The organism is Thermococcus sp. AM4 (assembly GCF_000151205.2).
Taxonomy (GTDB): Archaea; Methanobacteriota_B; Thermococci; order Thermococcales; family Thermococcaceae; genus Thermococcus.
In genome coordinates this window covers 56,529-70,123 of the sequence record NC_016051.1, presented here as the reverse complement: position 1 = coordinate 70,123, position 13,595 = coordinate 56,529, and the positions used below count along the sequence as shown (strand labels likewise).

16 protein-coding genes are annotated in these 13,595 nt (G+C 55.4%); 8 read left to right on the top strand and 8 right to left on the bottom strand.

What is annotated here, in order from left to right; all coding sequences use genetic code 11:
- Positions 1-5 precede the first annotated feature (5 nt).
- The 6 genes from TAM4_RS00395 (at position 6) to TAM4_RS00370 (ending at position 4,308) form a co-directional block, all read left to right on the top strand.
- Positions 6-995, top strand: a complete 990-nt coding sequence (locus tag TAM4_RS00395; protein ID WP_014121254.1) for a membrane protein — start codon at positions 6-8, stop codon at positions 993-995.
- 4 nt (positions 996-999) lie between these two features.
- A complete protein-coding gene (locus tag TAM4_RS00390; protein ID WP_014121253.1) occupies positions 1,000-1,896 on the top strand; it encodes a hypothetical protein in 897 nt (298 codons plus the stop codon).
- A gap of 9 nt (positions 1,897-1,905) precedes the next feature.
- On the top strand, positions 1,906-2,400 hold the full coding sequence (locus TAM4_RS00385; RefSeq protein ID WP_014121252.1) for a hypothetical protein: 495 nt from the start codon (positions 1,906-1,908) through the stop codon (positions 2,398-2,400).
- A gap of 1 nt (position 2,401) precedes the next feature.
- Positions 2,402-3,397: an SPFH domain-containing protein gene (locus tag TAM4_RS00380; RefSeq protein WP_014121251.1), complete on the top strand. Its 996-nt coding sequence runs from the start codon at positions 2,402-2,404 to the stop codon at positions 3,395-3,397.
- Between the two features lie 255 nt (positions 3,398-3,652).
- On the top strand, positions 3,653-3,889 hold the full coding sequence (locus tag TAM4_RS00375) for a hypothetical protein (RefSeq protein WP_014121250.1): 237 nt from the start codon (positions 3,653-3,655) through the stop codon (positions 3,887-3,889).
- A complete protein-coding gene (locus TAM4_RS00370) occupies positions 3,889-4,308 on the top strand; it encodes a PIN domain-containing protein (RefSeq protein WP_014121249.1) in 420 nt (139 codons plus the stop codon). The genes TAM4_RS00375 and TAM4_RS00370 overlap by 1 nt, the downstream gene beginning before the upstream one ends.
- Positions 4,309-4,526: 218 nt before the next feature.
- Here the strand turns inward: TAM4_RS00370 and TAM4_RS00365 are convergent, their stop codons facing one another.
- The 8 genes from TAM4_RS00365 to TAM4_RS00330 form a co-directional block, all read right to left on the bottom strand.
- On the bottom strand, positions 4,527-5,204 hold the full coding sequence (locus tag TAM4_RS00365) for a hypothetical protein (RefSeq protein WP_014121248.1): 678 nt from the start codon (positions 5,202-5,204) through the stop codon (positions 4,527-4,529).
- Positions 5,182-6,003, bottom strand: a complete 822-nt coding sequence (locus TAM4_RS00360; RefSeq protein ID WP_014121247.1) for an ABC transporter ATP-binding protein — start codon at positions 6,001-6,003, stop codon at positions 5,182-5,184. Before TAM4_RS00360 ends, TAM4_RS00365 begins: the two co-directional genes overlap by 23 nt.
- Positions 6,000-6,896: a hypothetical protein gene (locus TAM4_RS00355; RefSeq protein WP_048149539.1), complete on the bottom strand. Its 897-nt coding sequence runs from the start codon at positions 6,894-6,896 to the stop codon at positions 6,000-6,002. Before TAM4_RS00355 ends, TAM4_RS00360 begins: the two co-directional genes overlap by 4 nt.
- A 23-nt stretch (positions 6,897-6,919) precedes the next feature.
- Complete coding sequence (locus tag TAM4_RS00350) at positions 6,920-7,822, bottom strand: hypothetical protein (protein WP_014121245.1); 903 nt, start codon at positions 7,820-7,822, stop codon at positions 6,920-6,922.
- Positions 7,823-8,028: 206 nt separating this feature from the next.
- Positions 8,029-8,790, bottom strand: a complete 762-nt coding sequence (locus TAM4_RS00345) for an acetate--CoA ligase family protein (RefSeq protein ID WP_014121244.1) — start codon at positions 8,788-8,790, stop codon at positions 8,029-8,031.
- A 16-nt stretch (positions 8,791-8,806) separates the two neighbouring features.
- Positions 8,807-10,228: an acetate--CoA ligase family protein gene (locus tag TAM4_RS00340; RefSeq protein ID WP_014121243.1), complete on the bottom strand. Its 1,422-nt coding sequence runs from the start codon at positions 10,226-10,228 to the stop codon at positions 8,807-8,809.
- Between the two features lie 91 nt (positions 10,229-10,319).
- The gene (locus TAM4_RS00335; RefSeq protein ID WP_014121242.1) at positions 10,320-11,093 is read right to left on the bottom strand and encodes a sugar phosphate isomerase/epimerase; all 774 of its coding nucleotides are present in this window, start codon (positions 11,091-11,093) and stop codon (positions 10,320-10,322) included.
- Positions 11,090-12,271, bottom strand: coding sequence for a magnesium transporter (locus TAM4_RS00330; RefSeq protein WP_014121241.1), 1,182 nt, complete (start codon positions 12,269-12,271; stop codon positions 11,090-11,092). Before TAM4_RS00330 ends, TAM4_RS00335 begins: the two co-directional genes overlap by 4 nt.
- 108 nt (positions 12,272-12,379) lie before the next feature.
- Here TAM4_RS00330 and TAM4_RS00325 point away from each other — a divergent pair, with 108 nt between their 5' ends.
- The gene (locus TAM4_RS00325) at positions 12,380-12,985 is read left to right on the top strand and encodes a potassium channel family protein (RefSeq protein ID WP_014121240.1); all 606 of its coding nucleotides are present in this window, start codon (positions 12,380-12,382) and stop codon (positions 12,983-12,985) included.
- Positions 12,978-13,556: a potassium channel family protein gene (locus TAM4_RS00320; protein WP_014121239.1), complete on the top strand. Its 579-nt coding sequence runs from the start codon at positions 12,978-12,980 to the stop codon at positions 13,554-13,556. The genes TAM4_RS00325 and TAM4_RS00320 overlap by 8 nt, the downstream gene beginning before the upstream one ends.
- Positions 13,557-13,595 lie beyond the last annotated feature (39 nt).

Here is a 13,595-nt window from a genome sequence, read left to right as displayed (position 1 = left end):
TGCCGATGGAGGCCCTGGCCTTTAAGTGTGAAAGATGCGGCGCGCCCCTTGAGGTGTCGCCCGAGACGATAGTTGCGGTCTGCCCCTACTGCGGCTTTCCGAACCACGTTAGCGGCAACATCAAAACCGATGAAATCCACATCATCCCCTCCCTCGACAAGAACGCCATAGCCCAGGCCTTCTGGAAGAACGTTGAGAGCGACTTCGACCTCAAGAGAATAAAGGACGAGATCGAGATAGTCGGAATAGAGGGCCACTACGCCCCCTACTGGAGCGGTCTGGTTCACGTTTACGGAACCGTTCGCTACATGAGAAGGGAAGAAGAGTGCCACACGGACTCAAAGGGAAACACCCGCTGTCGCACGGTGGAGAGGCACTACACCGAGAGGGTCGATGAGAACATGAGACTGCTCGGATCGGCCAGAAGGCAGGTGAAGAGCTTCGGCGTCGACGACCTGATAACCCACTACTCGAAGACGTGGCCCAAAGGTAAGAGACTGCTCGATCTGGAAGAGGGTGAGTGGGAGCGGATAAAACTTGAGATCCTGAACACAGAGATGGACGAGAGGCAGGCAAAGCTGATAATGCGCGAGGACGCGATAGACGTTATCAGAAACCGCTTCCTGGCCAAGTCGGACAGGATAGAGCTCTTTGACATCCACGCCGACGAGCCCGAAAACGTCAGGCTGATCCTTCTGCCAATGTGGACGGTTTACTACCGCTACGGCAACTCGATATTCCAGACGGTTTTTGCGGGCTGGGACGGGAAGAGGGTGGCCGCAACAGAGCCGATGAACGTGCTGAGACAGGCCCAGTACCTGGCAGGGGCCGGCGTTGGCATGGCCATAGCCTCATTCGGCGCGGCGTTCTTCTCGGGTTCACCGGTCTTCGCCATTCTGGCCATCGTCGGCGGTTCGGCCGTGAGCTGGCTGGCCGGAAGCAAGGTGCTCGAAGGGCAGAGGATCGAGAGGGAAAAGAGGGGTCTGCTGGGGTGATAGCATGGAGGTTACCTGTCCCACGTGCTCGGCCAAATTCAAGGTTCCCGACACCGTCAGCATAGCAACCTGTCCCTACTGCGGCACCACGTTCCACGTCCACACCGGCGAGGAGAGCGAGGTCGACCACTTCTTCTTCCCGCCGATGAGGGAAGACCCGGCCGGAAAGCTTTTGAAGTTCCTCTCAAGGCAGTACGGAGCCCCAGCTGACATCGTCGATGCGAAGGTTACGAAAAAGGAACTCCACTGGGTTCCCGTGTACTTCTTCTACCTTCACGGGAGGAGCAAGAGCAGGGAAACGGTCGAGGAGGTCGAGTTCCTCGGCATCCCGGCGGGTTCACCCTTCAAGACCCTGCTCATGGATTACCCCTTCCCGATCAGGGGGAAACGCTTCTTCGATGAGGCCGTCGTGAAGAAGGGGAAGTACTACGAGCCCGACATGAGCCGGGAGGAAGCGGAGCGGATAGCGCGTTCGAGGCTTGAAAGCGCGCTGAAGAAAGAGGCCAGCGAGGAGGGCGCCTACGCCGGGGAGCTGGAGCTCAACGTGAAGTTCCAGGGTTTGGTTCACTACCCCCTCTGGGAGATCCACTACGAGTACGGGGGCGAGAGGTTCGTTAACTTCGTGGACGGAACCGATGGAAGGGTAATCAGGGGAGAGTATCCACTCATGAGCGAGGCCCGGAAAAAGGCAACCATGCTCGGCTCCGGAGTGATAGGGGCGGGCCTCGTGCTGGGAATCGTCGCATCGGCGATGGGAAGCACCCCCTGGGGCATCATCGGAGGCCTTGCAGGAGGAATCGCCGGAGGGATTGGAATCTTCATGAAGGGCTCTGTCAAGAAGAGAACCGTCAGCGAGGTTATGAAAGCTGGTAGGGGTAACGTTTATTTCCAGCCCGTTTGAGGTGATAGCATGGGAAAGGAAACGTCGATAGTTGAAAAGCTCGAGCTTTTGGTTCCGGGCTTCCACGGCTACAAGAAGAAGGAGCTCCTGAGGGAAGACGACAGGCTGATCAGGGGAAAGGTGGCCGACCTCCTGGGCCAGGCGAAGAGAGAGCTGGAAAGGGCCCTTCAGAGATGCGCCATGGTGAACTGCCAGCAGCTGATGGCGATAGAGGGCATGAGAAAGAAGCTCATGATGCTGGAGAGCAGGGTCAGGCACGCCGAGGCCGGCTACCGCGGCTACTTCGACAGGATCAAGTTCAAGGAGAAAGAACTGAAGAGGCTGATAGAGTACGACGCAAAGATGATCGAGCTCGCCGAGGAGATACTCAACGAGGCAAAGGCCTTAAACTCCCAGATCGCCAATCCTCAAGCTCTGGGCATGGCTGTTTTAAGCCTTGACGACAAGCTCGTGAACTTCGAGGAGGTTCTGGGCCAGAGGATGAGCTTCGCGGTGGGTGAGTGAGATGGTGCAGGTCATAGAATGGGTGAATCCCGGAGAGGACGAGATAATCTGGCGCTACCCGAACGAGGTCATAAAGTGGGGCGCCCAGTTAATAGTCCACGAGTACGAAGTGGCCGTCTTCATGCGCGACGGCAAAATCTACGACGTTCTCGGCCCCGGAAGGCACACGCTGACGACGCAGAATTTGCCGCTCCTCTACAAGCTGGTCGGCGGGAGCAACAGTCCATTCAAGGCGACGGTAATCTTCGTCAGCATGAAGCAGTTCCAGGGTCGCTACGGAGGAGAAACTCAGACGAGAGAGCTGGCACCGATAAAGTACTACGGCGTCTACTGGTTCAAGGTCGCCGATCCGGTTCTCTTCATCACCGAGGTTGTCGGGGGCCAGAGCCTCTACGACGCCCAGGACGTTACGAAGTTCATCAGGGCCTACTTCAACGAGGGCATGATGAAGCACCTCTCGACTTATTCCATCGTCGACCTCTTCCAGAACCTCGACATGGTGAGCACCCAGGTTAAGGTAAAGCTCATGGAGGACTTCCGCAGATTGGGCCTAGAACTGGTCGATGTCAAGATTGAAGGTGTCAACACCACCGATGAGTGGCGCCAGAGGCTCTTCTGGCTCATGCAGACGGGCAACGCTCAAGCTGTAATGCAGATGGACACGGTGAAGCAGGTCGCGGCGGAGCTCGGCAAAAGCCCAGGAGCCGGAATGGGAACCGGGATGGTTCTCGTCCCCCAGCTCTTCCAGCAACCGGCACAGCCAGCACAACCCGTCCAGCAGGCCCCGGCACAGCCCTACGCCGCACCGCCAGCCCCGCAGCAGGCGGCACCTGCGCAGACCGGGCAGCAGGAGATCTGCCCCTACTGTGGCAAGCCCATTCCGCCGGGGGCACGCTTCTGCCCCTACTGCGGGCACGAAATCAAGCGCTGCCCCAACGGCCACATCGTTCCGGAGGGTGCGAAGTTCTGTCCAGTCTGCGGCGCGAAGATCGAGTGAGGCTTTTCTTTTTCTTAATCCTTCAACACTTAAGGGCTTGAAGTTTTGGAGAGGAAAGCCGAGCTCGTGGGGCTGGAAGGATGAGAGAAGGGAGATGGAATTGTGGAGAAGGGCGCAAGAGGAAAGAGAAGTTTAAGGAATGAGGGTTTTGGCTGGTCTGGGATTTGGTGAACTTCGAAAAGGCTTATCTTCTATTGGAGAAAACGGGGAAAGGTATTTGAGTATGCCTTGTGATTTCTCACTGGAGGTTACGGCATGGGGGAGGTTGAGGTTGTTATCAAGGTTAGGATTCCCGAAGGACTTGGAAAGGACTTCGAGGGAATCGTGAGACGCATGATAGCCACTGAGATAGCCGAAAGAATAGAGGAGAAGGTAAAGGAAGCCGAGAGGCTCATGGAGATTCTCCAAAAGTCCAGGATGTCCGAGGAAGAAGGCAGAAAGCTGGCCGAGGAGCTAGCAGAGGCTGTAGCGAGGAGACACGGGGTGTTGTGATGAAGGCAGTCCTCGACTACAACATCGTTTTCTCCGCCCTCTACAATAGGGGAACCGCCCAAGAGCTCTTTGTAAAGAACCACGTGTCGAGGACGTTCGAGTTCCTCGTACCAGCTTACTTCTGGGAGGAGCTGGAGAGATTAAAGGACAAATTAGTTCGGATAACACGACTCAGCCCGGAGGAAATGGAGTTCGTCCTGGAGAAGATTGGGGGGCAGATAACAACCGTTGAGATTGGAGTTTACAGGGACTTTCTGCCGGAGGCTCAAAGGATATGCCCCGACCCAAAGGACGTCCCCTACGTTGCCCTCGCCATGGCGACGGCCACACCGCTTTTAACCGGAGATAAGAAGCTGATTGATCGCCTCGAGGGAAGAATAAAAATCCTCACGCTGAACGAGGCTCTGAAGCTTGTATAGCTTTTGAATTTCCCCAATCTGCTGGACTTCGAAAGGCTTATTTCTCCAGATGCCAAAGTTTGAGAGGAATGGTTTTTGAGGGTTCGATACATCTACGCCCGGATCGGTAGGAAGCACGGGAAGTTCGAGGGGATAAGATCGGTATCAAGGGAGATCGTGGTGATCTTGGCGAGTAAATCGGCCACGGAGGGCACGTTCAAATGCAGAAAGATAGGAGATCAGGGCGAGTACTCCCTTCTCTCGAACATCGCGTATCCTAAAAGGAGCAGAAGTGCCGAAAGGCTGATCAAGATGACGTAACCGGTTGTTCTGGGCATTAAAATTGCTTTCCTGAATTCCACGGTGGTCATGGGGGCGAAGACGTACGAGAGCGCGGCCATTATCCCTCCAGTGCTCCCGTTGCTCTGGAGAAGAACCCTGAAGGACATGGGGATGGCCGAGGTCAGGATGAAGAAGGTTATCGAGCCGGCGAGGGAGTCGAGGACAGCGGCTATGATCGCTGCAAAGGCCGTGTAAGCCGGAAGCTTGAGGAGAAGTGAAACAGCGAAGCTGTGGTATCCCCTGAGCCATGTCATCGCTGCAATTCCAACGATGCCCGGTGCAAGGCCAAGAGCAACGATGAAAACCCTAACCCAGTAAACAGTTCTCGGTCCGTTGAATATCGACAGTTCAAAAACCGTCGTCTTTGAGTCCCTCATTATGTGGGACGCGATGAGGACGCCGTAAACCGGGAGGAATATGTACTCCATGAGAGTGACGAACTGACCCGGGCCCTGATTTTTGATTGAGCCGAGGGAAGAGTAAGCGGCCGCTAACATGAACAGGAAGAGGACCGCCGTGGTAACCGGGGGAAACAGGCCCCGGAAGTACCATTTAACGGCTTTCCACGTAGGCATAGCGCAACCCCGCCCTCTTAAACCCCGCTATTTTTCCACTCCTCATAAGTTCGGTCAGCTCGTCTTCTCCCGTCCTGACGACGACAATTGCCCCAAAGCGATGGAGAACCTCCACGTTGCCCGGCATGGGCTCGTCGATTCCACTCAGGGTGACCTCGTAGATGCCCTCGGCAAACAGCTTTCTCCTGCTCCCTTCCCAGACGATCCGGCCCTCCTTGAGGATCACGAAGTAGTCCGCGACCGCCTCACCTTCCTCTGGATCGTGGGTGGCTATGATGAGGCCCTTTCTCTTTGACAGCATCTCGTCGATAAGTCCGGCGCGGTAGGCGTCGAGGTGACTTGTGGGTTCGTCAAGTATCAACACCTCCGAATCGCATGCGAGGGCAGTTAGGAGGTTGCAGAGCTGGGCCTGACCGCTGGAAAGTCCGTCGAGACGGTGGTCAAGGAATTCGCGTATGCCCAGCATATCCACGAGATCATCGACACGGTCGCAGCTTTCATTGGCCTCCAAAACCTCAACGAGGTCCGAGACCTTGACAGGAATTGAGAACTGAGGCTTCTCAAAGGAGTACCTTATCACCGTCCACCTGTCGTCCCTGCGGTACGGTTCCCATTCGTTTATGAACGCTTTCCCTTCCGTCGGCTTCCTGAGGCCAGAAAGAACCGAAAGGAGGGTAGTTTTCCCGCTTCCGTTGTGGCCGACTATCGCTATCCTGTCGGCTTTGGCTTCAAAGTTCAACCCCCTAACTCCCCAGACCCTTCCGTAGTTTACCCCGAGGTTCTGAACGCTGAGCCTCAACCCTTCACCCTCCCGGCGAGGATTAGGAGCACGATCCCCGCGAGTGCGAAGACATAATCCACCGGGGCCGTGTAGTGGGTAGCGCTCCACTTAATTGCCCTGAGCCAGTCCTGCGAGACTGGCTGTACGTTGGTCTTAACGAGCATCATCTCCGGAAAGCCTCCGCGGAGGTACATTGAGAGGTTAACCCCAATACAGCTCTGGTTGAAGAACCTCTGGAGCTGGAGAAGCTTGAGGTTCTCCGGAGTTGATGGAACAACACCTATGGAATAGTAGCCATCACTTCCTTTGAGGTACCTGATTACAGGGAAGTACTCGGTGGTATTAAATTTGAGAGCCAGCGTCCTGTTGAAGCGCTCCAAACCCTCTGGGGCATAAAGCTGGGGAAAACCAAGGTAGTGGGGAAGGAAGTACCAGTTTATGTAGCCCCCCTCGCTGAAGCCTCGAAGCTTAACTATCCTGCGAGTCTTGTTGAAGATGTACACACTATCATCGGCTGGAAAGAGGAGCTGCACAAGTGAATCATTGGGTGGGAGTATGCGGTTTATTTCACACACCTTGATGACACTTTGATTCTTCGGGCCGAAGAACGGCCATCTCCAGTCCTTTGGGGGACTTTTTCTCTGACTGTAGCCATACCCGGGAAGGGGAAGTCCCCTGTACATTATCGCCGTAAAGTTGTAACTCCCATTTTCGAGCACTTCAAAGTGATAGACGTAGTTCCGTGTTATTAAATTGCCGGCGTAGGTGAAGGATGATCCGGGTTTGTGAACGGCATGATCTGACCCGAGGTAGATACTGAAGTAGTATGACGCTATGGGATACATCACGATGAGAAAGGAGAACGCCAAGAAAAACAGGCCGGCTTTGAGATACAGTTTTTTCTTTCTCATTGCGGCACCCCCGGTTAATCTCATTAATTCTTCACCCTCCCAGCAAGTATCAGTAAGACGAGCCCAACGAGAGCAAAGACGTAATCCACCGGGGCTGTATACTGTGTTGCACTCCATTTAATGGCCCTAAACCAATCCTGTGAGACTGGCTGTACGTTAGTTTTGACGAGCATTAACGGCGGAAAACCGCCGGGCTCCGTTCCGTACATTTCAATTTCGTTTCCAAGACAGGAGGAGTTGAAAAAGCGCTCCAGCTGAAGCAACTCAACTGTTCCGTAGAACCTAGGGTATACCTCAAGTGCATAATAGCCATCACTTCCCTTCACGTACTTAACGACCGGGAAGTAAAGGGAAGTTCCAAACTTAATCGCCAGGTTGCGGTCAAAGCGCTCCAATCCCTGTGGAGCATAAAGCCGGGGAAATCCGAGGTAGTGGGGAAGGAAGTACCAGTTCACAACTAAAACGCCCTCATCGGGACCGGGCAACCTAACTATGTCCCTTGTCTTGTTGAATATGTAAACCCGATCCTTGGGGAACAGGAACTGAACAAGCGGATCGTTGGGCGGGAGTATGCGGTTTACCTCACAGATCTTGACAACGGAGGAGTTCATTTTCCCGAAGAAAGGCCACCTCCAGTCCCTGGGAGGTCTCCCATGGTGGCCAAATCCGTAGCCGGGGAGGGGCTTCCCTCCATAGAGAATAGCCGTGAAGTTATAGCTCCCGTTCTTGAGAACCTCGAAGTGATAGACATAATTCTTTGTCATCAATCCCCCGGCATAGGTGAAAGAGGACCCCGGTTTATGAATTGTGTGATTTGATCCGAGGTAGATGCCAAAGTAGTATGAAGCTACGGGATAAATGATTATCAGAAATGCAAGAGCCAGCATGATGAGTCCCGCTTTGAGGTAAGTCCTTTTTCTTCCCATGGCCCTCACCTCCAGGGGCACATTAATCTGTAACCCGGCATATTTCAAAAACTTTTCGGCTTGTTGTGCATAATGTCTCGATTACTAAAAATTATAAAAACAGATTCCACTACCTCAGATCGATCCCAGGGTCTGAAGAAGAAGTCAAGGCCAGATAGAGACGAGAATATTGAAGGAAAAATAATCGCAAATGGTAAAACAAAGGCTCAGGCGCACCTCTCCCTGTACTCCGAGCTTATCTCGGGCTTCTTCTCCTTCGGCTCCTTGAGGATAATCCTCGCATCGACTATGACCGCGCCCTTGCCCTTCTCGTAGACGAAGACGGGGTTGAGGTCCATCTCCTTGATGTAGTCCCTGAGCTCGTCGACGAGCTGGCTGACCTTGAGGAGCAGGTCAACGATGGCGTCTATATCAGCTGGCTCCTCTCCACGCGCTCCTGCCAGAATCGGGTAGCTCTTGATTTCCCTAATCATCTTCCTCGCGTCGCGCTCCGTAATTGGGATAATGCGGAAGGTCACGTCCTTGAGAACCTCGACGAAGATTCCGCCGAGACCGAACATTATCGCGTGGCCGAACTGCGGGTCCTCGGTGACGCCTATGATTATCTCCCTGCCCGGCCTGAGCATCGGGGCGACGAGGACGCCGAGGATTTCTGCATCTGGGCGGTATCTCCTTGCGTTCTCGTGTATCTCCTCCCACTTCTGCTTGAGCTCCTCGGGGCTCTTTATGTTCAGCATGACGACCTTCGCGTCGCTCTTGTGGAGTATCTGGGGCGACATCAACTTCAGGGCAACGGGGTAGCCTATCTCCTCCGCGTACTTGAGAGCCTCATCGAGGGTCTTGGCGAGCTTCTCGTTCGGAACGGGGAGGCCGTAAGCCTTTAAAACCTGCTTGGCCTCGTACTCAACCATGGCCGTCCTGCCCTGGGACAGGACGGACTCAATAACTTTAAGGGCTTCCTCCTTCATGCTACCACCACCGGGTTTACTCCTTCACCTTCTCCCGGTACTGGGCGTACCTAACGAGGCCCGCTAAGGCGCGGACGCCCCTCTCGGGGGTCGGGTAAACGGGAACGCCCTTCTCCTCCAGCATTCTCGCGTAGCGGTCGGTCTTCTTACCGCCCATCGCAACGGCCACAATCGGCTTGTCGCTCTTCTTCTGGTAGTCCGCTATGATGTCGATGACCTTCTCCTCCTCGAGGAGCGGAACCTGGAAGAGTACTATGACGAGTATCGCGTCAACGTTCGGGTCCTTGGTGAAGGCCTCCAAAGCGAGTCTGTAGCGCTCCGCGTCGGTGTCTCCAACGACGTCAGTGGGGTTGCCAACGACCGCGTGCGGTGGGAACTTCTCCTTGAGGAACTTGACGGTTTCCTCGCTCAGCTCGGCCATCTTGAGGCCGAACTTCGCCACCGCGTCGCTGGCCATGACTCCGGCGCCACCGCCGTCGGTGATGATGCCTATCCTGTCGCCCTTCGGGAGCTTGTGAACGAGCTGGGCAAAGGCTTTAGCCAGGTCGAACATGTGCTCGAAGTCCTCAGCCCTTATAATGCCCGTCTGCTTGAAGACTGCATCGTAAATCGTGTCAGCTCCAGCCAGAGAACCGGTGTGGCTCGATGCCGCTTTGGCTCCGTACTCGGTCCTTCCGCTCTTGAGAGCGATGACGGGCTTGACCCTCGTTATTCTCTTGGCGCTCTCCATGAACTTCCTTCCGTCCTTGACGCCCTCGATGTAAAACGTAACGACGTTTATCTCGTCGTCGTGGATGAAGTAGTCCATCAAATCGGCGTCATCAACGTCGAGCTTGTTTCCGTAGCTGACCATCTTGCCGATACCTATGCCCGCTCCTGCCGCCCAGTCGAGCATCGCAGCGGCGAAGGCACCGCTCTGGCTGACGAACGCTATCGGCCCGCTCTCGGGCCTGTCCATCTTGCTCTCCGGTAGGAAGACGGTGTCAACGCCGGTGTCTGGAACGTAAACGCCAACACAGTTCGGACCGATGACGCGTATGCCGTTGGCCTTGGCTATCTCGTAGATTTCCCTTTCGAGCTTCTTTCCTTCCTCGCCAAGCTCTCCGAAACCGCCGGTGATGATGATGACGGCCTTTATGCCCTTCTCCGCTATGTCCCTCATCGTGGCCGGGACGTAGGGAGCTGGAATCGATATGACGGCCAAATCAGTGTCATCGGGAAGCTCCTTAACGCTGTGGTAAACCCTGTATCCGTCAATCTCATCGAGCTTGGGGTTCACGGGGTAGACCTTCCCCTTGAAGATGCCTCTCTCCTTGTTCATCTTGAAGTTCTCGAAGATGACGTTGCCGACCTTCCCCTTCTTGTTGGTTGCACCGATGATAGCGACCGCCTTCGGGTCGAAGAAGGGCCTGAGCTCCTCGACTATTCGTTCCACCATTCCTATCCCTCCAAAAACCCGTTCTCGTGAAAAATTCGCCCGGAATGTATAAAAGGGTTGCGTTTTGTAAAAACGAGCTTCAATGAACTTATTAGAGCTTCATTGAACGCCTAAGGAACGCGAGCCCCCTCTCCGCGGAGGGGAGATCCGTAACCTCCAGAGCAATGGGAGCTTCCGGTAAAAGGGGGAGAAGCTCTCCCCAGGGAACCGTTCCGTCGCCCGGCGGCAGGTGCTCGTCCCTATCGCCGTGGTTGTCGTGGAGGTGAAGGTGCACTATCCTGTCCCCGAAAGTCCTGAGGAACCCCCGGAAGTCGCGGGTGGTCGTGTTCAGGTGCCCCACGTCGAAAGTAACCCCCAGATCGACCCCATCGAGGAGCTCAGCGAGGCGGAGGCACGTCTGTGCATCGAGTATCGGAAAGCTCGGCATGTTCTCAACGCCGACCTTAACGCCGAACTCCTCGCTCCACTCCGCTATCATTTCGAGCGACCGCCGGTGGATGGTGAGGTACTCCTCGCTGTACCTCCTGCTGAGGGGCGAGCAGTGCCCGGGGTGAATGGTAACCACCATAGCTCCGAGTTCCGACGCCAGTGAGAGGGTTTCCCTGAGAATTCCCAGGGAAGCGCTTCTGATACTCTCGTTGAAGGAGGCTATGTTGAGGTCGCTGAAGGGGGCGTGGACGGTGAGTTTGAGGTTGTGGGAGCCGAGGGCATCCTCGAAGAGGGCCTTCGTCTCAGGAGTCAGGTAGTGCGGCCACTCGCTGACCAGCTCGACGAACTCGAAGCCGAGCCCCTCAACCCCGCTCAGCCACTCCTCAAAGTCCCCGGGCCATTTTCCCCTGAATGCGGTCATGGAGAGCCCGATCATGCTCCCACCATCAGCTTGGCCATTAAAACCACGTAGAGGGTTCCGAATATGTCGCTGTTGTTGGAGATGAGGGGGATCGCCACGTGGTCGGGGTCTATGTTGTATTTGAACATGAAGTAGGAGAGCGTGTAGGCGTAGGCCATTATGAAGAGCGCCATGAGGGGGTAAGTCAGGAGCAGCCAGATGACGCTGGAAGGTATCGGAGCACCGGTGGTGAGGTGCATGAGCCCGCCACCGAGGAGAACCATCAGGAGGCCTATGACCGGGGTCGTCGAGAGAAGAGCTAAAACGTCGGTGAGCGCGCTGATCGAAAGGAACTCCTCTATCTCACCGAGGTGGAGCTTGGTGGACGTTTTCGCCGCTATAACAGAACCGTAGTTCCCGAAGGAGCTCAGGAGGGAGGGGTATATGAAGCTCAGTATCCCCGAGGCCTGAATTATTCCGCCGAACTTGGCCAGCAGGGAGCCGGAGATCGTTGAGAGGAGTGCGAGTGCCGTTATCGTCACGAAAACCTGCTTCAGCTCCATGAACTCGTGGAAGCGGACCCTGCTCAGAGCTGTGACGAACAGGAAGAACGCTATCATGACGTAGTTGAAGGTCCTGAACAGGGCTGGCGAGTCCTCGATGAGGAGAATGAAGAGGACGAGGGACGGAACCGTCAGGAAGTCGCCCATCGAGGCAACGAGGGGAGCGGCGACGCTGTCCGGGTCGGTGCCCCTCCGGAAGGAGAATATGGTCACGAAGGAAGTGAAGTAGCCGAGGATGAAAGAGACGAGTATCGTCGAGGTTATGACTATTAGCAGGACGTCGAAGGCGTTCTTCTTTATGCCCGTTAGAACGCCAATTCCCCACAGCAGGATCACTGGTATGAGGGAGAGCAGCATCCTGAGGACTATCTCCTTGAGAACCTTCCTGTCCCTGATCGAGGGGCTGAGCTCACCCAGGTATAGCATCGTGGAGAAGCGGGAAGCCATCGATCCAAAAACGTTCCCGCGGAGGCCCATTATACCGGGCAGGACGACGAGAAGGCCGGGGAACCTGCTGCGAATTGTGCCGAAGTACTTGCCGAGGAAGGTACCCCCGAATAACCCGAACACCTGGGACGTAACGAGCGACGGCAGGGTTACCCTGTAGGCGGTTCTGACCTTTGACTTCAGTTCCTTCAGTTCACCATCCATCGAAGACACCGTTGAAACCCAAAGGTTAACGGCCAAGGCAGGTATTAAACCTTTCGAAGCGAAAAATAAATAAGATTTCACCCCTTTCACAGTCTGGTGAAAACGGGAATGGAAGAATGGGACGAGATTGAGGTTCCCAACAACGTCAAGGAGATATTCATAGAGATGAAGAACACCGCCGAGCTCATGGTTGATCTGGCGTACTCCTCCGTTCTGTTCCAGGAGAAGGAGATAGCGGAGGAGGTTCTCGAGCTTGAGGAGTACCTCGACCTGCTCAACTACCACCTCATGGTAAAGGCCGTGCTCGCGGCGAGAAGCCCGAAGGAAGCGGAGCAGATAACGGCGATCCTGCAGATGGGCAGGGCCATAGACGACATCTCCAACGCGGCCGCGGACCTCGCCAAGATGGTGCTCGAAGAGAAGCTCCATCCCGTGGTCAGGGACGTTATCCTCGAAAGCGAGGAGACCATCGGAAAGGTGCAGGTGTCACCTGACTCGATACTGGTCGGCAAAACCCTGGAGGAGCTTGACCTGGCGACGAACACCGGCGTCTGGGTCTCGGCGATAAGGAGAGGCAAGCGCTGGATATTCGACCCCGACGAGGACACCAAGATAATGCCCGGGGACATAATCATAGGCAGGGGCACGAGAACGGCCCTCGATTACCTGAAGGAGATAGCGAGGGGGATCCTGAAGGTGATGAAACATGAATGAGCTCGACGAGATCAGGAACTGCCTGATAGAGATGAAGGATCTATCCGCTCTGATGGTCGATCTCGCCTTCTCCTCGGTGCTGTACAACAGCGAGGACATAGCGGAGGAGGTCTACCTGCTGGAGGAGAAGATGGACGATCTAACGCTGAAGGTCAAGAGGCTGGCGCTCAGGGCGGCCAAACACGAGGAAGACCCCGAGAGCCTGCTCAGCATAATCGACCTCGCGGACATCAACGAGCGCATCAGCGACGCGGCCTACGCGATAGCGGACATAATCCTGAGGGATATAGAGCCCCACCCGATAATCCGCGTCATAATGGAGGACACCGAGGAGGAACTCGGCCGCGTTACGGTAAGGCCCGGCTCGATACTCATAGGCAAAACCCTCAAGCAGCTCAAACTCCCCAGCAAGATCGGAACGAGAATCCTGGCGATAAAGAGGGGCAGCAGGTACATCTACAACCCCGGAAAGGACGACATTATAGAGGAAGGCGACGTCCTCATCGCCGTCAGCCCCGACCTCGACAAGCTCAGAAAGCTCGCCGGTGAAGAGGTAGAGGAAGAAGATTGAGTTTTTCCCTTTTTATCCAGCCGAACCAGGTTCTCCACG

Bases quoted from the DNA above. Each gene is read 5' to 3' on its own strand.
- TAM4_RS00395 (WP_014121254.1), top strand. From the start codon at position 6: ATGGAGGCCCTGGCCTTTAAGTGTGAAAGATGCGGCGCGCCCCTTGAG.
- TAM4_RS00390 (WP_014121253.1), top strand. From the start codon at position 1,000: ATGGAGGTTACCTGTCCCACGTGCTCGGCCAAATTCAAGGTTCCCGAC.
- TAM4_RS00385 (WP_014121252.1), top strand. From the start codon at position 1,906: ATGGGAAAGGAAACGTCGATAGTTGAAAAGCTCGAGCTTTTGGTTCCG.
- TAM4_RS00380 (WP_014121251.1), top strand. From the start codon at position 2,402: ATGGTGCAGGTCATAGAATGGGTGAATCCCGGAGAGGACGAGATAATC.
- TAM4_RS00375 (WP_014121250.1), top strand. From the start codon at position 3,653: ATGGGGGAGGTTGAGGTTGTTATCAAGGTTAGGATTCCCGAAGGACTT.
- TAM4_RS00370 (WP_014121249.1), top strand. From the start codon at position 3,889: ATGAAGGCAGTCCTCGACTACAACATCGTTTTCTCCGCCCTCTACAAT.
- TAM4_RS00365 (WP_014121248.1), bottom strand. From the start codon at position 5,204: ATGCCTACGTGGAAAGCCGTTAAATGGTACTTCCGGGGCCTGTTTCCC.
- TAM4_RS00355 (WP_048149539.1), bottom strand. From the start codon at position 6,896: ATGAGAAAGAAAAAACTGTATCTCAAAGCCGGCCTGTTTTTCTTGGCG.
- TAM4_RS00350 (WP_014121245.1), bottom strand. From the start codon at position 7,822: ATGGGAAGAAAAAGGACTTACCTCAAAGCGGGACTCATCATGCTGGCT.
- TAM4_RS00345 (WP_014121244.1), bottom strand. From the start codon at position 8,790: ATGAAGGAGGAAGCCCTTAAAGTTATTGAGTCCGTCCTGTCCCAGGGC.
- TAM4_RS00340 (WP_014121243.1), bottom strand. From the start codon at position 10,228: ATGGTGGAACGAATAGTCGAGGAGCTCAGGCCCTTCTTCGACCCGAAG.
- TAM4_RS00335 (WP_014121242.1), bottom strand. From the start codon at position 11,093: ATGATCGGGCTCTCCATGACCGCATTCAGGGGAAAATGGCCCGGGGAC.
- TAM4_RS00330 (WP_014121241.1), bottom strand. From the start codon at position 12,271: ATGGATGGTGAACTGAAGGAACTGAAGTCAAAGGTCAGAACCGCCTAC.
- TAM4_RS00325 (WP_014121240.1), top strand. From the start codon at position 12,380: ATGGAAGAATGGGACGAGATTGAGGTTCCCAACAACGTCAAGGAGATA.
- TAM4_RS00320 (WP_014121239.1), top strand. From the start codon at position 12,978: ATGAATGAGCTCGACGAGATCAGGAACTGCCTGATAGAGATGAAGGAT.